The sequence below is a fragment of the Paenibacillus segetis genome, assembly GCF_014639155.1.
Taxonomy (GTDB): Bacteria; Bacillota; Bacilli; order Paenibacillales; family Paenibacillaceae; genus Fontibacillus; species Fontibacillus segetis.
Genome location: NZ_BMFT01000004.1, coordinates 43834 through 62276, shown reverse-complemented (window position 1 = coordinate 62276; position 18443 = coordinate 43834). Strand labels below are relative to the sequence as shown.

The 18443-nt window shown below is 42.7% G+C and carries 19 protein-coding genes; all 19 read right to left on the bottom strand.

Annotated features, from left to right (window positions below; translation table 11 throughout):
- Nucleotides 1-75: 75 nt before the first annotated feature.
- Nucleotides 76-888 carry a metallophosphoesterase gene (locus IEW05_RS21250; RefSeq protein WP_188541871.1) on the bottom strand — a complete coding sequence of 271 codons (813 nt, stop codon included), beginning with the start codon at nucleotides 886-888 and terminating at the stop codon, nucleotides 76-78.
- Nucleotides 885-1871, bottom strand: a complete 987-nt coding sequence (locus IEW05_RS21245) for an ABC transporter ATP-binding protein (protein ID WP_188541870.1) — start codon at nucleotides 1869-1871, stop codon at nucleotides 885-887. Before IEW05_RS21245 ends, IEW05_RS21250 begins: the two co-directional genes overlap by 4 nt.
- Nucleotides 1868-2851, bottom strand: a complete 984-nt coding sequence (locus tag IEW05_RS21240) for an ABC transporter ATP-binding protein (protein WP_188541869.1) — start codon at nucleotides 2849-2851, stop codon at nucleotides 1868-1870. The genes IEW05_RS21245 and IEW05_RS21240 overlap by 4 nt, the downstream gene beginning before the upstream one ends.
- A 12-nt stretch (nucleotides 2852-2863) precedes the next feature.
- Nucleotides 2864-3682: an ABC transporter permease gene (locus tag IEW05_RS21235; protein ID WP_188541868.1), complete on the bottom strand. Its 819-nt coding sequence runs from the start codon at nucleotides 3680-3682 to the stop codon at nucleotides 2864-2866.
- Nucleotides 3683-3687: 5 nt separating this feature from the next.
- Nucleotides 3688-4632 carry an ABC transporter permease gene (locus IEW05_RS21230; protein ID WP_188541867.1) on the bottom strand — a complete coding sequence of 315 codons (945 nt, stop codon included), beginning with the start codon at nucleotides 4630-4632 and terminating at the stop codon, nucleotides 3688-3690.
- Nucleotides 4633-4652: 20 nt separating this feature from the next.
- Nucleotides 4653-6242: an ABC transporter substrate-binding protein gene (locus tag IEW05_RS21225; protein WP_188541866.1), complete on the bottom strand. Its 1590-nt coding sequence runs from the start codon at nucleotides 6240-6242 to the stop codon at nucleotides 4653-4655.
- A 21-nt stretch (nucleotides 6243-6263) separates the two neighbouring features.
- A complete protein-coding gene (locus IEW05_RS21220) occupies nucleotides 6264-6998 on the bottom strand; it encodes an MBL fold metallo-hydrolase (RefSeq protein ID WP_188541865.1) in 735 nt (244 codons plus the stop codon).
- 20 nt (nucleotides 6999-7018) lie between these two features.
- Nucleotides 7019-7876, bottom strand: a complete 858-nt coding sequence (locus IEW05_RS21215; protein ID WP_188541864.1) for a MurR/RpiR family transcriptional regulator — start codon at nucleotides 7874-7876, stop codon at nucleotides 7019-7021.
- A 15-nt stretch (nucleotides 7877-7891) separates the two neighbouring features.
- The gene (locus IEW05_RS21210) at nucleotides 7892-8626 is read right to left on the bottom strand and encodes an HAD family hydrolase (RefSeq protein ID WP_229753638.1); all 735 of its coding nucleotides are present in this window, start codon (nucleotides 8624-8626) and stop codon (nucleotides 7892-7894) included.
- A 289-nt stretch (nucleotides 8627-8915) separates the two neighbouring features.
- Nucleotides 8916-10016, bottom strand: coding sequence for a PdaC/SigV domain-containing protein (locus tag IEW05_RS21205; protein WP_188541863.1), 1101 nt, complete (start codon nucleotides 10014-10016; stop codon nucleotides 8916-8918).
- 143 nt (nucleotides 10017-10159) lie between these two features.
- Nucleotides 10160-11206, bottom strand: a complete 1047-nt coding sequence (locus tag IEW05_RS21200; protein ID WP_308420460.1) for an ABC transporter substrate-binding protein — start codon at nucleotides 11204-11206, stop codon at nucleotides 10160-10162.
- Nucleotides 11207-11245: 39 nt separating this feature from the next.
- Complete coding sequence (locus IEW05_RS21195; RefSeq protein WP_188541862.1) at nucleotides 11246-12052, bottom strand: ABC transporter permease; 807 nt, start codon at nucleotides 12050-12052, stop codon at nucleotides 11246-11248.
- Nucleotides 12052-12900, bottom strand: coding sequence for an ABC transporter permease (locus IEW05_RS21190; RefSeq protein ID WP_188541861.1), 849 nt, complete (start codon nucleotides 12898-12900; stop codon nucleotides 12052-12054). Before IEW05_RS21190 ends, IEW05_RS21195 begins: the two co-directional genes overlap by 1 nt.
- Nucleotides 12897-13865, bottom strand: a complete 969-nt coding sequence (locus IEW05_RS21185; protein ID WP_188541860.1) for an ABC transporter ATP-binding protein — start codon at nucleotides 13863-13865, stop codon at nucleotides 12897-12899. Before IEW05_RS21185 ends, IEW05_RS21190 begins: the two co-directional genes overlap by 4 nt.
- Nucleotides 13866-14265: 400 nt before the next feature.
- Nucleotides 14266-15021, bottom strand: coding sequence for an SIMPL domain-containing protein (locus IEW05_RS21180; protein ID WP_188541859.1), 756 nt, complete (start codon nucleotides 15019-15021; stop codon nucleotides 14266-14268).
- Between the two features lie 175 nt (nucleotides 15022-15196).
- The gene (locus IEW05_RS21175; protein WP_188541858.1) at nucleotides 15197-15466 is read right to left on the bottom strand and encodes an HPr family phosphocarrier protein; all 270 of its coding nucleotides are present in this window, start codon (nucleotides 15464-15466) and stop codon (nucleotides 15197-15199) included.
- Between the two features lie 108 nt (nucleotides 15467-15574).
- A complete protein-coding gene (whiA, locus tag IEW05_RS21170) occupies nucleotides 15575-16504 on the bottom strand; it encodes a DNA-binding protein WhiA (protein WP_188541857.1) in 930 nt (309 codons plus the stop codon).
- A gap of 5 nt (nucleotides 16505-16509) precedes the next feature.
- A complete protein-coding gene (gene mgfK, locus IEW05_RS21165) occupies nucleotides 16510-17496 on the bottom strand; it encodes a gluconeogenesis morphogenetic factor MgfK (protein ID WP_188541856.1) in 987 nt (328 codons plus the stop codon).
- Between the two features lie 18 nt (nucleotides 17497-17514).
- Nucleotides 17515-18417, bottom strand: a complete 903-nt coding sequence (gene rapZ / locus IEW05_RS21160) for an RNase adapter RapZ (RefSeq protein WP_188541855.1) — start codon at nucleotides 18415-18417, stop codon at nucleotides 17515-17517.
- Between the last annotated feature and the right edge of the window lie 26 nt (nucleotides 18418-18443).

Here is an 18443-nt window from a genome sequence, read left to right as displayed (position 1 = left end):
CAGCACACAAGAAGCTGCCTCCATGTAGATTCTACTAGAGGCAGCTTCTATATTTTTATTATCGAATAAGGGCTCTTAAAGAGATATGATATGCAGACAATCCTGGATTTCTTTGATTGCTTCTGTCCCTCTCCATTCCTTGCGATATCCTAAGCAGGCACAGATCATCTCTGTCTCCTGTTCGGTATATGTTTTACGGTAGTGGACATGTCCCATAATTCCATAACGCACCTGATATTTGTGGTACAGTGTTGTATACTCATTGCTTCCTAGGAAGGCGTTAAAATACTGCCACTGCGGGTGATCAATAGGTGCCTTGAAATAAGGATGAGTTAGCATATGCGTTACCATAATGATGTTCTTGTTACGGTATTTCTCCAGTTCATTCTCCAGATGTTGATAGAAATAGCGATGAATGTCACGGTTGCTCATATCCCATTTGACATAAATACTGTCCTGCCATGTCCGATCCATCGCATGCATTTTCTCAAAATCTTCAAAGCTGTATTTCGGCTCACCCATCGTATAATCATACCAACCTGAGTTTCCGATCACGACCCAATCGTCCCCTAGCTCAAACGGCTTTTCACTCAAGCATCCTGCAAAGGACTGAAATTGTCTGTAAATTTCCCATGTATCCGTCACTCCGTTATCTTTACTCCAATAATCATGATTCCCTGGAACGAACAGAACAGGGATACCGGACTGTGCCTGCAGCATGTTGAGTACAGCGAGACTTCGGCCGACATCATTGGAAATATCTCCAGCTATAATAAGATAATTAAGTTCACTTGAACGTACTACTTGTAACAATATCTCCTCAATAAGGGATTCTCCGGGCAGCTCGTTTAGATCGACATGTAAATCTGATATAACACCTATTTTCATCGGCTAACCTTCGCCTCCTCATATAAATGACAGCTAACTTGATGATTTAATCCAAACGGGTGTAATTGGGGCGCCTCCTGCTTACACTTCTCCATCGCAAATGGGCATCTCGGGTGAAATGTACACCCCTTCGGCGGATGAATTGGATTAGGAACATCCCCTTTTAGCAGGACCCGTTCCTTCCTTTCACCTTTCACGTTGGGTATAGCTGAGAATAGAGCCCGGGTATAAGGATGAAGGGGCTCTTCACCTGACTCGACATCGAATATTTCCACTATTTTTCCTAGGTACATAACGCCTACCCGATCGCTCATATATTGAACGACATTGAGATCATGCGAAATAAAAAGATAGGTTAATCCTCGTCTATGCTGCAGCTCCTTCAGCAGATTTAGGATTTGTGACTGAACCGATACATCCAGGGCGGATACCGCTTCATCGATCACGATAAACTTAGGATTCAAGACCAAAGCGGAGGCGATCCCTACCCGCTGCCTTTGTCCACCGCTTAATTCATGAGGGTACCGTTTGAGATAGCTTGGGTCCAATCCAACCTGTTCCAGCACTTCCGCTACAATTTGTTGTCTCGTTGTCTTATCACCAATTTTATGAATAATTAGGGGCTCCTCTAAGAGCCAGCCGATTTGTTTTTTTGGATTTAACGAAGAATACGGATCTTGGAATACGATTTGTAGTTCCTGACGCAGGGATTTCATCACATTTTTCGAGACATTCGTAATATCCCGTTCTCCAAAGTAGATGTTCCCCTTTGTGTGCTGTAACAGATGGACAAGCATTTGACCTGTTGTTGATTTACCACAGCCACTTTCACCAACCAAACCAAAGGTCTCCCCATGGCCAATGTCAAAAGAAATGTCGTCCACGGCTCTAACATATTGTTTTTCTTCCAGCAGTCCTTGTCTTGATACTTCGTAATGTTTCGATAAAGATTCTACTCGGACCAAAGGTAAAGTCTCCGTCATATAACTGCACCTACTTCTGAGTACAGATGACAGCGAACACGATGAGTATCCGACACAGGTGTAAGATCAGGAACACTTCGTTCACATCTAGTGGAAGCACTTGAGCAACGTCCCACAAATGGGCATCCGGCTGACCGTTCGGTAATTGCCGGCACGCGCCCGGATATCGTATGCAAGGGTTGGCCCCTCTTCTCTATATCTGGAATCGACTGTAGTAATCCGAGGGTATAAGGATGTTTGGGCGCTTCTAATAGCTCCGCCACAGGAGCGTCCTCTACGATATATCCGGCATACATTACGATCACTCGATCACATACCTCACGGATGACTCCTAGATCATGAGATATAAAAATAATCGCAGTACCTGTCGTTTGGTTCATGTCCCGAAGCAAATCAAGAATTTGTGCTTGAATCGTTACGTCCAGAGCTGTTGTAGGCTCGTCGGCAATCAATAGCTGCGGCTCGCAAATGAGCGCCATGGCGATCATGACTCTTTGTCTCATGCCACCGGAAAGCTGGTGAGGATATTCATGATATAATTGCTCCACTCTAGAGAGACCAACTTTAGTCATCATTTCGAGAGTTCGCTGCTTGGCCTCATTCTTCGAGATAGCCGAATGAATTCGAACGGTCTCCTCAATCTGCTTGCCTATAGGAACCAACGGATTCAAGGCTGTCATAGGGTCCTGAAAGATCATTGATATTTGCTGTCCTCTGATCTGACACCAGGCCTCCGCCGTCAAATGAGTCACATCCGAGTCACCTAATACAATCTTGCCTTTAGTAATCTTGGCCGTGCCAGGCAATAGTCCCATCACGGATAAGGAAGTGAGACTCTTTCCACAACCGGATTCACCAACGATACCTAAGACTTCTTTTTCCCGGACCTGAAAAGAGATGCCCTGCAACGCAGGATAGCTTTTCTTCCCAATAGAAAATGCCACTTCTACATCCTGCATTGCCAATAGAGCTGATTCCATCGATCATTCCCCCTATCCCTTCCTGTCGTAAAGATCACGAATTCCGTCGCCAATTAAATTAAAGCCAAGAACCATAACTGTAATCACTACGCCTGTAATTAAGACATACCACGGAGCATTAATCATGAAAGGCTGTGCCTCATTCAGCATTCTGCCCCAGCTTGGATTAGGAGGCTGTACTCCAAGTCCCAAATAGCTTAATCCTGCTTCCGCTAGAATCGATCCCGAAAATCTTAGTGAAGTCGCAACAACAAGAGACGACACCATATTCGGAAGAATATGATAAAAGATAATACGCAGTGGTCCTGCTCCTTTAGCTATAGATGCTTTGACAAAGTCAAATTCCTTGTACTGAATAAAGCCACTACGGGCAATCCGTGAAAATGAAGGGATACTCATAATCCCTAATGCGATTATCGTATTGTTAAGCCCTGGCCCAAACACGGAAACTAGCATAATTGCCAGTAATATACCTGGAAATGCTAGCATCGCATCGATGATGCGCATAATAATCTCATCCAACCAACCGCCGAAATACCCCGCAATCGCGCCAATCAATACCCCAAATACTAATCCGATGGCCACGGAACTAAAACCGATAAGAAATGCCGTTTGCGCCCCGTTCATGATTCGACTGAAGATATCCCGACCGAAGTTATCCGTCCCGAATAGATGTGCCAGCTGCGGACTCGCCAAACGCATGCTAGCATTCATCTCGTTAGGTCCATACGGCGTATAGAACAGACTGATTAGCATCAGCAGCAACAATACTCCAATTAAAGAACTTCCTATCATCAACGGCTTACTTTTGAATAATTGCTTAAAGTTCATAGCCTTCACCTTTTCAATCGAATACGAGGATCGATGACCTTATAGAGAATATCGACGATAAAGTTGATACTGACGACAATAATTGCAATGTATAGCACCATCGTTTGAACTAGCGGCAAGTCCCTTGTACCTATTGAAGTTACGAGCAAACTCCCGATTCCAGGAAGTGCAAATACGTTCTCAACCACGATACTGCCTCCCAGTGTATCCGCAATTAATAAACCTACAATAGTAATGACCGGAATAAGTGCATTACGTAAAATATGACGATACATGATCCCCTTCTCATGTTGACCTTTACTTCTTGCAGTTCGTACATAGTCCATACGAGATTGGTCTAGTAGCGTATTTCTTAAATAGCGAATCACTACGGCAACCCCTGGGATAGCCAGGGCAAGCGAAGGTAAGAACAATGATTTAATCGCTCCGATCGGATTTTCACTCCAAGGAGTATATCCGTAGGTTGGAAATAGTTTGAGCGTTACGGAGAATAGTAAAATAAGAATAAAAGCTAACCAAAATGAAGGTATAGAAACACCCAGCTGAGTAAAGAGTGATAAGAGCAGTGCCGACAATTTACCATCCTTTCTAGCAATGTAAATCCCTAAGGGAAGCCCTACGAGGAGGGTCAACCCTAGGGAGAACAAAGCTAGCGAAAGCGTAACCGGTAAGCGCTCGACTAACATATCTGCTACCGGTCTGTGATAACGAATGGACTCTCCGAAATCACCAGATAACGTATCCTTGACCCACGTTAGGTATCGTTCACCCGCTGATCGATCAAGTCCCATTGTTTCTCGTAGAGCGGCTATCTGCTGAGGGTCTGCATCAACGCCTAAGATGATCTGCGCTGGATCGCCAGGCAAGACTTGAAACACTAGGAAAGTAATCACCGAAACAAGGATGAGTGTAGATACAAATGCAACCAGCTTTCGAATATAAAATCTCAAGGATCATTTCCCCTACTTTTCTATTCTGTGTAGTACATCTCGGCGAAATTATATTTTTGCACCGGATACATCTTGAAACCTTGCAAATTGCCCTTCATCGCTACAGTTCGGCTAGGGTCCATAATATAGACAGCCACTGCCTGTTCAGTTAATAAGGTCTGAGCTTGCTTATACAAATCAACTCTTTTAGCCTCATCGATTTCTGTCTTTCCTTGATTGACTAGCTTATCGAATTCACTATTACTAAATTTAAAGAAGTTCTTAGCATAGGTTGTTTCATATCTGCCTAATACTTCATGCGGATCAAGCTTACCCGTCAGGCCAACAATCGTGGCTTCGTACTTGGCGTTGTTATATACATCTTCTAACCAGCTGCTCCATTCAATTTGCTTAATGGTGACTTTAATCCCTACATTCTTAAGTTGATCTGCGATAACCTGAGCCGTATCGACATGGAATTGATAATTTGATGGAACCGTTAGGGTTAAATCAAATCCATTTTCATAACCCGCTTCCTTTAATAGTTCCTTAGCTTTATCGATACTTGGCGTATAGTAATCTTCTAAGCCCTCTTGAAAATACATTTTCATCGCGGGGCTCATATTAGAGCCTAATTTCGTCCCGTTTCCTTCAGCAACAGTCTGAATAATGACATCCTTATCAATGGCATAGTTAATCGCCTGGCGAACCTTTAGATCATCTAACGGTTTGACGGAGTTATTTAATGCCATGAGCTGCACCATATTTTGTGGCCCAGATACAACCGTATAACCGTCGCCTAATTGAAGTACTCCTTGTGCCGTAATGCCGGGAATCATATCAATGTCCCCAGACTGCAGTGCAAGTACCGCCGAATTTGTATCAGGCATGATCTTGAATTCGACTTTATCAAGCATTGGAGCATGCTCTTTATCGTAAAAGTTTTCATTTTTCTCTAGAACAAGTTGTTGTCCTGGCTTATATTCAACAAACTTATATGGTCCAGCACCAATCGGCTTTTCACTTTGTTGTTCATAATCCTTGGGTACAATCGCGACAATATTCGCAGCTAGAAAGGCTGCATCCTTATCTTTCAATTGAATAACAACCGTATAGTCATCAGGCGTATCAATACTCGTAATCGAAGAAAATTTTGATGATAGCGGCTCTTGTCCATTTAGACCGGATAATTTAGCGTACGAGTAATACACATCTTCAGCGGTAAGCTCAGATCCATCATGAAATACAATCCCTTGATTCAAGGTAAATGTGTAAGTCAATCCGTCATCTGATACTTGATAGGATGATGCAATGGCAGGAATCAGATCGCTATTCTCACCCGCTTCAAACAACCCGTCAAACACATTGTCCATCATGGATTGGGTATCCGTTGCGGCGGATAGGTATGGATCGAGATTGTCCGGCTCGGTCGACATCGCAACACGTACAGTACCGCCCGCCATAACCTTGCCAGTCGTATTCTGTGCCGTTCCCGTATTGGTTTCACTCTCCGCGGATGCACCATTCGAAGTATTGATTGACCCCGTGTTACTACCACACCCCGAAATAATGATTGCCAAAATGGAAAGCGTCGATAGACCAAGAGCAAATTTTTTCTTAAATGTTGTCAAGATTGAGAACCCCTTTCAAAATTAAATAGTCAGTTTCATACCGCAATAAGCTAATTGAATCTGTCTGTCAAAATGGCTAGAGGCTTCCATTACCAGTTGGTTATGATCTCCATAATGGGGGAGATGCGTTAGTATCAATTGTCCAGTCTGTGCCAAAGCTGCAATATCCCCTGCTTCTCCAGCCGTCAAATGACCGTTATTCAAACCCTTTTGAACATTGTAGAAGCTACTTTCCAGCACTAGTACATCTGAACCTCGCGAGAACTCAATAATACTCTGGCAATACCCTGTATCACCGGAATAAACAAGACATTTACCCTCCGAGGAGCTGACTTTCACCGCACAACTTGGAACATCATGAATGTTTTCAGAAAATGTAAAGGTCATGTCCCCGATAGCAACAGTTGCCTGAAGATCAATGGGATGAACCTTCACATATTCCGGATAACAAAAATCGAGCTTAGTTAGATCCTTACAATAGACATAGATATCCAGTGGTGTTGTACGCTTCCCCATCTGCATCAGAATCAGAGTGGCAAATTCCAAGCTATACATATCTGCAATATGATCTGCGTGCAAATGGGTAATGAACACCGTATCCAAATCTTCAAGCATCACATAATTTTGCAGTCCCGACAGCACGCCACTCCCACAATCCAACAAAACTTTGCTGCTCTTATGCTCTATCAAATAGCCAGAAGTGGCTTCATTTGTCTCGGGGTATGCTCCCCAATGACCGATAACTGTAAACTCCATACTATGTCCTTCCCTCTAGGTCACTTCGTTCTACTCATCCACTCGAAACTATCCTGGAACTCCTGAAACATAAGCTCCATCTTTTCGATGTTGTGCTTGACCCGATCTTTCTCCAAATAAGAGATTTCATTAATAATTGCGTTGACTACCGAGAGCGAAGCCGTATAGGAATCTAAGAAACCCGTTGATTTGCATTTCGCCAATAGCGTCAGATCAGCTAACTTTGCGAATGGCGAGAGGTCTGAATCCGTAAGTACAATAACTGTTGCCCCTTGTTCCTTCGCTAATTTGGATACTTTTAATGTTCTAGTACAATATCTTGGGAATCCGCATGCAAACACGACATCATTTTTTTGAATATATGATGCGTATTCCGCAACACCTCCTTGAGGAATCAACTCACAGTTCCCTAACATATATTTCAGAACAAAACTGAAAAATGAAGTTACGGACAAGCCCATTCTCCACCCAGCAACCCATATCCGATCCGCTTGCAGCAGCGACTTGACCACCTGATGAATCTGCGCCTTGTCCACCTGCAGCATCGTTTCACGAATATTCTCAATCTCCTGTGTAAAGTGCTTCTCTAACCACGTTTCCTCCTGCTGACTTGTTGAGTGCACAAAATTGTTAACGGCCCGTTGATCCCTAAGCACAAATTGCTGAATATCTTGATGCATTCCAGAAAAGCTAGAGTACGAAAGGGCTTGGGCTAACCGATGAACCGTAGCCTCACTAACCCCCGATTTCATCGCGATCTTATGCGCTGATTGCAACGCGACTTCCTGCATATGATTCTGAATATAATGGGCTACTCTTTTTTGCCCCGAACTTAACGTTTCAAATTGCTCCTGTATCCTATCCTTAATCGTCGCCATCCTGACTGCTCCAAACTATTTAATTTCAAGGGGAACCTGAGAGTGCCCCAAGTAAGAGACCACGTCTTGGATGCTAGAAACTACATGCTTGTAGTCTAATTCCTCGATACCTTGTTTCTCATAAGGATTAATCAACAGACAGTTCATGCCAACTTTCTGACAACCCATAACATCATCATAATAATTGTCACCTATATACAAGGACTGCCCCGCTGTTACATTACCTTTTGCGAAAGCCAATTCAAAAATCGCCGAATCAGGCTTCTCAACCCCTACTTCTGAAGAGATAATAATTTCATCGAATTCCTCTTCAAGTCCGTTGCGCGTAAGCACTTCACGAGCCGTATGATTCCAGTTCGAGATTAAACCCAGCTTATAGCCTAGTTCTCTTAAATGACGAAGTGTTGTTTTGGTGAAATCGAAAGCTTGCCACTGAACCGGTTGTTCCTTTGTCATAACCATGTGAACTTGGATTACCTCTTCAATAGGTAATGAGAGCTGTAAGAAGTAATTTAAAGTACCTGTGTACCAAGGCATAAACACCCTGCTGTCTTTACCCAAAACACCTTGATACTCTCTCATAAATAATTTATCTGCCTGATGATATGCCATCGTAATTTCATCCAATGTTCTGATGGCTTCAAACCTTTCCAGCGTCTTCTGATAGACCTCTTCTCGATTTGTCTTGACCAAGGTGTATCCTAGGTCGAACCATAAGTACTGAATCATAGCTGCGTCCACTTCTCCCATTCGTAGGATTTCCTTCACATTTATCAAAATGTTATTTTCCCTTCACATTCATCTTAGATATAAAATATTTGTCGAAAATTAAATCAATTTCTGCTTTTCGTAAAGCTCTTAAAATTCAAAATAAATAAAAAACCATTAAATCTACATGAGATTTAATGGTTGAATTATGAATATTCAGCACGAGAAAGCAATTGCGTAATAAAATAAAAAAGCTGCCTCCATGTAGAAGGAATCTACTTAGAGAACAGCTTCTGTCGTTTTTATCTACTTACGTTTTCCGTCAGCATGATCAGTCTTTAAAGTCAAAAGGATTAGCCCCCGCCGGTAGTAACTCTGTAAACGGGAAGTAAAATTCAGCAAAACCGTTAACGTAAGGTACATACTCATACAACTGGAAGAAGATAACGACACCATCATCTTTTAAGTAGTAAGATGGGTTAGGCCCAACCGTGGTGAAGTTGCCAAAATAACCTTCAGTCTCTTCGAACTTCTTCTTAATAGCGGGATCGACGATCTCGCGATACTTAGGATTAGCACGAAGCAATTCATCCAACGTCAGTAATTTTCCATCACTCAAACGGAAATTTAGTCCATCACGAACACTATTTCCGTGCGCTCCTCCTGTGTAAGCATAGGTCTGCTCTAGAATGCTCAGTACACCATTTCTATTGTAGGTCACGGTGTAATTTGCCTGATATTCATACTTACTCCCATTTGGAGAGGGCTGGCTCTCTTTGGCTTCTTTGAGTGCATCCTTTACAAAAGTATCAGCCTTAGACTGAAGTAATGTATTGATCTTCTTCTCAGCTTCTTTGCTGCGCAAGCCGCTGACCTGTGGATATTGCACCTTAATCGTTGCCTCTGGAATCGACTCGTTAATTGTCCGTGTGCTCACCTTAATATCATTCATACGATGCGGTACCAAATTCAGTGTCTTCGATTCTTCATTCCACGAAGATGTATATCCTAAATGGTCGGTCAGTACTTTAACCGAAACATATGGCTTATCCCCAATCACCTTCCATTCGTACGGTAGAATCTGCGTACTCCCGTTAACCGTAGCATTAGCCCCACTTTCTGTAGGCTGAAGCTGTACGATTACATTTTGTCTTTTAATCGTATACTGCTTACTCTTAGCATCGTATTTAACAGGAAGCTTCAATCCCTTCCGAATTAACTCCAATGGAACTAATACACCCTCTTTGCCTTGAATACCCTGCTGCTTGAGAGGCTTTCCGTCTAAGGTGACGGTAACCATCTGAGTCTGTCCAGATTCCTCTGTTGCCCATACCTTACTAATACCCGCTGGAAAAAACAGCAGACTGCCTAACAAGAATACCGTGATCCATATCGTTAATATTTTAAACATCATCATAGTCTTCAATTTCATGATCATCGTTGTCCCCCTTCATAGGATACTCCAATTATTTCCCGTCCTGTACGAAATAATGCCTTTTCTTGAAAAGTGCATAAAAAAACAGTGATGCCATCTCGCCCGGGGGCAAAATGCTCATCACTGTCTGTTTAGAAGTATTATTCTCTACCGCTCTTCAGTTCTGTCCATAAGCGATCATAAAGTTGAAGCTTATCTCCTACGTCACCAAGCCATTCTGTGCGCGAGAGCTCGTCTGCAGATAAGTTAATCATTTCATCATTGTTATATTGTTCGCTATGAAATGGGGCTGCTTTTGTATTCGGATCACTGTAACCAATAGATTCATAATTTTTCGCGCTAATTTCAGGATCAAGCATAAAATTAATGAATTTCTCGGCTAACTCTTTATTCTTCGCGCCTTTAGGAATGGCATAGTTATCCGACCAGATCGTTCCGCCTTCTTTAGGGATCACATATGCAACATCTGGGTTATCTTTAGCAATAACCGAAGCATCGCCGGACCACACTGTAGCGATCCAACCTTCTTCTTGAATCATTTTTTGCTTAATGTTATCCGTATCAAAAGCCAATACGCTAGGCAACAATGCCTTCAAATCACTCACAGCTGCATTAATTTGCGCCTCATCCGTAGAACTGTTGGTCAGTCCTGCCTTTTTGAGCGCCATACCAATGACCTCACGGTTATCATCTAGTAAAATGACTTTATCCTTATATTCAGGATTCCATAGATCCGCCCAGCTCGTAATTTCTTCCTTCACATACTTCTTGTTATATGCAATTCCTGTTACCCCGGACGTATATACGATAGAGTATTTATTGTCAGGGTCAAAAGAAGGGTTCTTAAAGGTATCGGAAATATTGACCCAATTCGGAATGTTGTCCTTATTCAGCGGTTCCAAAAGGTCCTGCTTAATCATGGTTGCCACCATATAATCGGACGGCTGAATCAAATCGTAGCCACTGCCACCCACTTTGATCTTAGCCAGCAAGTCTTCATTATTAGCGAAGTTATCATAATTGATCTTCACATCAAACTGCTTCTCAAATTCCTTGAGAACTTCCTCATCGAAATTATCGGCCCAACTATAAATATTCAGCGTCTCCTTAGAAGATCCGCAACCAGACAACACCGTAAGCACCATTATTCCCGCCAGCAATAAGCCAGCCCATCTCATTTTTTTCAATTCATTATCTCCTCTCTTTCCTATACATGATTTATTTTTTTAAAAAGGAAGCACGGATTGTTTTTTCTGTCCCTTACCTCTATTTAACACAAACTGTGCAATAAATATCAATGTCACGCTAACTAAAATCAATATCGTACACAATGCATTAATTTCCGGGGAAATACCTCGCTTCACCTGACCATAAATATAGATCGGTAATGTCGTAGAGCTTGGCCCACTGACAAAGAAGCTGACCATGAAGTCATCCAGTGACAAGGTAAACGCAATTAATGCACCAGAAATTATACCTGGAAGTATTTGCGGCAAAGTCACATAACGAAATGTCTGCCACGGCCCTGCGCCCAAATCATTTGCTGCTTCTTCCAGTTGTTGACCCATTCCGGCTAACCGGGTAGTTACAACAACATGTACATAAGACACACTGAAGGTGATATGCGCGATAATAATCGTAAGCTTACCAAGTGGTATATGCATTTGGTTAAACAGAACAAGTAAAGATAAACCCATGATGATATCAGGAATGATAATCGGCAAATACAGTAAACCGCCCATTCCAGACTTCATCCTTCTACTCAGGTTCCGCATAGATAATGCAGCTATCGTACCAAGCACCGTAGAGACAATGGTCGAGGTCACTGCAACAATCATACTATTGCTAAGCGCCTCCATAACGTGCCTGTTATCAAATAGCGAGATATACCAATCGAATGTAAATCCGCTCCAATCGGCGGCAAGCCGGGAACTATTGAAAGAATAAATCACGATAAACGCGATCGGCACATAAATAAATACCATCAAGAGCAACGAATGAATCCCAAGAAGTGGGTGACTCTTACTTTTCATTAGCGTCCCTCCTTCGCTGCCATGTGTTTTGAAGTCATAGCTTTGTTAAACAGCGCAATCATAATCAGCGACGTTATGACGAATATGACGGACAGTGCGGAACCAAATGGCCAGTTCCGTGCCCCTAGAAATTGACTTTGAATAATGTTACTAATCATAGAAGACTTCGATCCACCTAGAATGTCCGTAACAACAAACATCCCTGTTGTAGATACATACACCAATACAGAACCTGTCATGATACCTGACTTCGTCTGAGGTAGTGTAATGTGCCAAAATGATTTCCATCCCGAAGCCCCAAGATCGCTGGCTGCTTCCAGTAGCTTCTTATCCATCTGCTCAAGTGCTACATAGATTGGTAACACCATAAACGGAATAAATGTATATACCATGCCCAATAAGACTGCGCCTTTAGTATACAGCATCTGCAGTGGTTCCTGGATTAGGCCAAAATCGAGTAATAGATTATTCACTATTCCCTGCGTACGAAGTAATAGTACCCAAGCATAAGTGCGGATCAAAAAGTTGATCCAGAAAGGAATCGTAATCAACACAAGTCCCCATGTTTGCATTCTTGGACCCGCATTTGCAATATAATAAGCCAGCGGATAACTGAGCAGAAGACATAGAACCGTTGTCAGCACCGACAATTCAATCGTGTCCCAATAAATACCTAGATACAACGGATCGAAAAACCTGGAATACGACTCCAGATTGAAATCTAACACCACATTGCCGAGGTCGTCACGTCCCATGAAGGAGATTCCTACGACGATTAACATTGGAATAACCAGAAACAGAACCAGCCATGCAATTACCGGCAATACACTCAGGTTTGATTTCTTCATGATCCGATGATCACCTCGTCTTCCGGTCTCCAGTCCACCCCGATTTTCTCTCCAACCACCCATGGACGATTGTCGGTGAAATCAAGGACGATAGAAACTGTCATTGGCTCGTTATCGAGCTGCACGAGTAGCTTATGAATACTTCCTAGGTATAATACATCTAACACTTCACCAACCCGCTTAGCGCCTTCCAGGTCACGTGATGCTCGTAACTTTTCTGGACGAATGGCAATTAATTTGCCATCACGCGAGAAAATATTATTCTCGCCCACGAAAGTAGCCGAGAACAGAGTTGTCGGCGTGGCGTAGATTTCACGTGGTGAACCGATTTGTTCAACTTGTCCACTATTCATAATGACGATCCGGTCGGATAACATCATCGCTTCTTCTTGATCATGTGTAACATATACAAAGGTTATACCCAAACTCCGTTGTAATTGCTTCAACTCTGACTGTAGATTCTTTCGCAGTTGCAAATCTAGTGCACCCAGAGGCTCATCCAATAAAAGAACCTTAGGCTTATTAGCAATCGCACGGGCAATGGCTACACGTTGTTGCTGCCCACCAGACAATTGATGTGGGTAACGCTTCACGAGTGCAGTTAGTTGTGTCATCGTGACAGCTTCCTCAATACGCTGCCGTTGTTCCTTTACAGGCATCTTCTTCATCTTTAATCCAAAAGCAATATTATCTTCAACCGTCATATGTGGGAATAAGGCATAATGTTGAAAGACCAAGTTCAAATCCCGACGATTTGGAGGCAGATTCGTTAGATCTTTACCATCAAGTAAGATTTTTCCTTCTGTTGGTTGCTCGAATCCTGCGATCATGCGCAGAATTGTTGTTTTGCCGCAGCCACTTGGACCAAGTAAGGTCAGGAATTCACCTTCCCTAATGGTGAGAGATAGCGGATGCACAACAACTTGTCCCGCAAATTGCTTTTCGACCTGGACTAGTTCAATCATGTATGCCTCAACTCCTTTAAATGTATTTTTATATGGTCAACCATACTATGATCTAATTTAAGAAAAAAAAACCATATCCATTGGTATGGCTTATCGGGTCGTTATTTCATTTTTTGCATATTCACTATACCTTGTTTTGTCACGGGTTACAACACTTTTCTAGGTACTCAGTCATGATTTGGAAGGTATTTGGACATCGTGTTAAATAATAACTCCCTTTTTACTAAATTAAGCAAATCGATAACCCAAAGATCATTATAGCTTATTTCCACTTCTTATCATAATCGCTTTTGAACATCCTTCTAGATTAAAATAACAAAAAAAAACCGAAACATCGCCCATAAAGCAAAGCAGCGATATCTCGATCTTTTGCCTCCCATATATTATGAGGAAAAATAATTTACTTCAACTCATACGTTACACTTACCGTTGTATTTACTTTGATTTCGCCTGCCTCGATCTGTGTGCTTGCACCGGAATCGGCTGTAGCCATCTCTTTCATCAAATAATTCTGAGTGTATACACCTACCGAATTACTGGATTGAGTAACGCTCATTACAACGCCGATTTGGCGATTTGCAGCTTTAGCGATAGCTGAAGCTTTCATGCTCGCGTTAGCCATGGCTTTCTGAATCACTTGCTCTTCAAACTGATCACGTTTCTCCGTATCAAAAGTGATGTTGTTAATTACGTTAGCACCTGCTCCGGAAGCTCCATCTAGCAATTGACCTACTTTATCCAGATCACGATAAGTCACTTGGAGGGTATGCACCGCTGTGTATCCCTTTACCTTTTGTCCTTCTTTTTCACTGTAGGTGTAATTGGGTTGTACATAGAATTGTCCAGTTTGGATATCCTTCTTATCGATTTTCCAGGTATCCTTGAGAAGCGTGTTCAGCTTAGCCACTTTTGCTGCATTAGCACTTTGTGCTTCCTTTGCTGTTGTAGCTTCAGTCTGTACACCTATGGACAAATACGCCACATCCGGCTTAATGGATATTTCTCCAGTTCCGGTTACGTTAACTACATTTTTCTGTACATCACTATCGGCATATACGGGCTGAGACAATCCTAATGCTCCATTCATCACCGTTCCTCCAACAAGTAAAGTACCTGCAATCAAGACTGCACTTACGGGCTTCATCCACGTTTTCATTGGTCATGACCTCCATTTTTTGATAACTTTAACTACCTGACGAAATCAATGGACAAATGTTGCAAATTTTTATTTAAAATTTACCAGACCAATTAAAAAGGGACAGCTTCGTTATGAATCTAACGAAACCATCCCCTTATAACATTGGAAATCATAATCATAAACAATCTGCTAATTATTGATTTTCCAATTCTTCTTTGCTGACTAAATTAATTAAAGCGTTTGCGGCTTGCTCCGCATCTGCGCCTTCTGCACTGATGTAGATTTCTGTTCCAGTGCTGATGGCAAGGCTCATAATCCCCATGATGCTTTTGGCATTAACTTTTTTATCATCTTTTTCAACGAAAATTTCAGACGAATATTTATTCGCTTCTTGAACGAAAAGTGCCGCCGGCCGGGCATGAAGTCCCGTTTTCAAACGAACGGTTACCGGGTTTTTGACCATGAAACCTAACCCCCTATTACAAATTCAATTATCACAATATTCACATCATAGTCACTATTATTTATATCATTATAGCATACACTTCATCTAACACACTAGCAAAAGACTTTAGCTACCACGAATTTTTTCCGCAAGCTCATCAATTTTACGTAGTCGGTGATTGACCCCTGATTTACTAACGGTTCCCTTGAGTAACTCACCGACTTCCTTCAGATTCATATCGGGATGTGCCAAACGCACCTCAGCAACCTCTCTGAGCTTGTCGGGCAAATTGTGAAGACCCATTTCCTGCTGAAGCAATTTGATGTTGTCAATCTGCCGAACTGCTGCACCGATGGTCTTATTTAGGTTAGCCGTCTCACAATTGACAATCCGATTCACAGAATTACGCATATCACGCATAATTCTAACGTCCTCGAATTTAAATAACGCTTGGTGGGCTCCAATGATATTCAATAACTCAATAATCTTCTCGCCCTCTTTAATATAGAAAATAAAACCTTTCTTACGTTCGATGCAGCGAGCATTTAAATGAAATTCATTAGCAAGCTCAACCAACGCCTTACAGTGTTCCTCGTACATAGAGGCAATCTCTAAATGATACGATGAGCCCTCAGGATTATTAACAGACCCCCCAGCCATAAACGCGCCCCGAAGGTACGCCCGCTTACAACAGTTTCTCCGGGTAAGGTCACTATTAATCCCCGGTGTAAAAATAAATCCTTCTGACACGATGTGCAGCTTCTCAAGGATTTCTTGAACTCTGGCTGGAATCCGCACGATATACACATTATTCTTCTTCAAACGCATTTTTTTACGGACCAATAATTCCGTATGAATTTGAAAGTGCTTCTTGATTAATGAATATATTCGCCTTGCAATCGCGGCGTTCTCCGTGGAAATGTCCAAGATAACCTTTTTGTTCGATACTGACACCGAACCGTTCATCCGAATGAGAGCGGACAACTCGGCTTGCTCGCAGCAAGGTTCAGCTTCGATCATGGTTAATTCTTTTTTGGTTTGCGCCGCAAACGACAAGGGACTCACCTCTTTCGTAAAATCCAGTTCTGCACTAATTGATAAATGTGTTGGCTTAACTTGTCAGCATCATGTCTTAAATACCGACGGAATAACACCAGTGTATCTGAAATAACTTTATAACCTCGGCTCGTCACCACATCCATGTCAATCTGGACAGGTTTGGCACCCTTTTCTGCATAGAAATCCTGAACTTGAGGTGGAATTTCACCATCATTAACGATGACATAATCAAATAAATGATGCCCTACATGTTCATAAACAGCTTGCAAGTGATCGCTAACCGTATAATCATCTGTCTCACCAGGTTGGGTCATTACATTACATACAAATATTTTGATCGCTTCGGTATTCTCAAGAACGGCTTCTGCCAGCTTCGGTACAAGCAAATTCGGAATAATACTGGTATACAAGCTTCCCGGTCCGATAAGGATCGCATCCGCATCTCGAATCGCTTCCACTGCCTCAGGTAGCGGCTCAACTTCCTGTGGTTCTAAGAAGATCCGTTTGATCTTACCCTGAGCCTCCGGTATCTTCGATTCACCCGTAACAATACTTCCGTCTTCCATCTCTGCATGAAGTATTACCGCTTGACCTGCTGCAGGTAGAACACGTCCGCGAACGGCAAACACGCGGCTAAGCTCGCGAACTGCCGTAACAAAATCACCTGAAATATCCGTAATTGCCGCCAAGATCAGATTACCTAAACTATGTCCCGCCAGACCTGAACCAGCGGCAAAGCGGTAACTCAGCATGTCGGACAATAGCGGCTCAACATCTGCTAGAGCAGTCAATACGTTACGAATATCACCTGGAGGTGGCATGTGCAGCTCATTCCGAAGAATGCCTGAGCTCCCCCCATCATCGGCGACCGTGACGATGGCCGTAATATCAAGCGGTTTCTCTTTCAATCCACGCAGCATGACCGAGAGACCTGTTCCCCCACCCATCACTACAATTCGTGGAACTCTTCCTTCATTCGTCCGATTCATGAATTTATAATTCACCTCTTAGTGCCGGTCTCGATCCGAATCCCTGTGACTTACACGAACCGTCTCCGTTTCGCTTGTTCCCAGCATCCGGCCTAAATATTCGGCAATCGCCACTGAACGGTGCTTTCCACCCGTACAGCCGATGCCAATAATGACCTGGCTTTTACCCTCTTTATGATATTGAGGTAGCAAAAAATGCAGCATATCGAGCAACTTGGTCAAAAACAGCTGCGTCTCCGGCCACTTCATAACATATTCATATACATCATTGTCTTGTCCTGTGTTTGGTCGTAGCTGTTCAATGTAATGAGGGTTAGGCAAAAACCGAACGTCGAATACAAGATCTGCATCGATTGGTATGCCATATTTAAATCCAAAGGATGTAATGTTGACGGATAAAGTGCTGCTCTCTAAATGTGAAAACCTTGAAATAATCTTCTCTTTAAGTTGAGCCGGCTTCATGTTACTAGTATCAATCACTTGGGTAGCGGATATCTTCAGCTCATCCAGCATTTTGCGTTCCAGATTGATACCCTCCAAAGGCATACCTTCCGGTGCAAGTGGATGACGACGGCGGCTCTCCTTATAACGTTGAACGAGAATAGAATCCGACGCGTCAAGAAACAAGATTTCGCAATTAATCGTAAAGTGATCCTTCACGTATCCAAGCGATTCCGACAAAGCTGTGAAAAATTCACGGCCGCGCAAATCGATAACCAACGCTACTTTGGCAATCTTCCCTTTAGATTGTTCAATTAGTTCAGCAAATTTGGGAATTAGCACCGGTGGCAGATTGTCTACGCAAAAAAAGCCAAGGTCTTCCAAGCTTCTTACTGCAAGAGATTTACCTGCGCCTGACATCCCTGTGATAATAATCAGATTAGCAACTGAAGCAACTGAGGTGTCTTCCTTATCCGGCATACATTTCCCTCCCCGCAAAATTCTCC

What these genes read in the sequence shown, in the direction of transcription:
- IEW05_RS21210 (WP_229753638.1), bottom strand. Translation starts at nt 8,626, where the DNA reads ATGGGAGAAGTGGACGCAGCTATGATTCAGTACTTATGGTTCGACCTA.
- IEW05_RS21205 (WP_188541863.1), bottom strand. Translation starts at nt 10,016, where the DNA reads ATGAAATTGAAGACTATGATGATGTTTAAAATATTAACGATATGGATC.
- IEW05_RS21190 (WP_188541861.1), bottom strand. Translation starts at nt 12,900, where the DNA reads ATGAAGAAATCAAACCTGAGTGTATTGCCGGTAATTGCATGGCTGGTT.
- IEW05_RS21180 (WP_188541859.1), bottom strand. Translation starts at nt 15,021, where the DNA reads ATGAAAACGTGGATGAAGCCCGTAAGTGCAGTCTTGATTGCAGGTACT.
- IEW05_RS21240 (WP_188541869.1), bottom strand. Translation starts at nt 2,851, where the DNA reads ATGGAATCAGCTCTATTGGCAATGCAGGATGTAGAAGTGGCATTTTCT.
- IEW05_RS21175 (WP_188541858.1), bottom strand. Translation starts at nt 15,466, where the DNA reads ATGGTCAAAAACCCGGTAACCGTTCGTTTGAAAACGGGACTTCATGCC.
- IEW05_RS21185 (WP_188541860.1), bottom strand. Translation starts at nt 13,865, where the DNA reads ATGATTGAACTAGTCCAGGTCGAAAAGCAATTTGCGGGACAAGTTGTT.
- rapZ (WP_188541855.1), bottom strand. Translation starts at nt 18,417, where the DNA reads ATGCCGGATAAGGAAGACACCTCAGTTGCTTCAGTTGCTAATCTGATT.
- IEW05_RS21215 (WP_188541864.1), bottom strand. Translation starts at nt 7,876, where the DNA reads ATGGCGACGATTAAGGATAGGATACAGGAGCAATTTGAAACGTTAAGT.
- IEW05_RS21220 (WP_188541865.1), bottom strand. Translation starts at nt 6,998, where the DNA reads ATGGAGTTTACAGTTATCGGTCATTGGGGAGCATACCCCGAGACAAAT.
- IEW05_RS21235 (WP_188541868.1), bottom strand. Translation starts at nt 3,682, where the DNA reads ATGAACTTTAAGCAATTATTCAAAAGTAAGCCGTTGATGATAGGAAGT.
- IEW05_RS21195 (WP_188541862.1), bottom strand. Translation starts at nt 12,052, where the DNA reads ATGAAAAGTAAGAGTCACCCACTTCTTGGGATTCATTCGTTGCTCTTG.
- IEW05_RS21245 (WP_188541870.1), bottom strand. Translation starts at nt 1,871, where the DNA reads ATGACGGAGACTTTACCTTTGGTCCGAGTAGAATCTTTATCGAAACAT.
- mgfK (WP_188541856.1), bottom strand. Translation starts at nt 17,496, where the DNA reads ATGAATCGGACGAATGAAGGAAGAGTTCCACGAATTGTAGTGATGGGT.
- IEW05_RS21250 (WP_188541871.1), bottom strand. Translation starts at nt 888, where the DNA reads ATGAAAATAGGTGTTATATCAGATTTACATGTCGATCTAAACGAGCTG.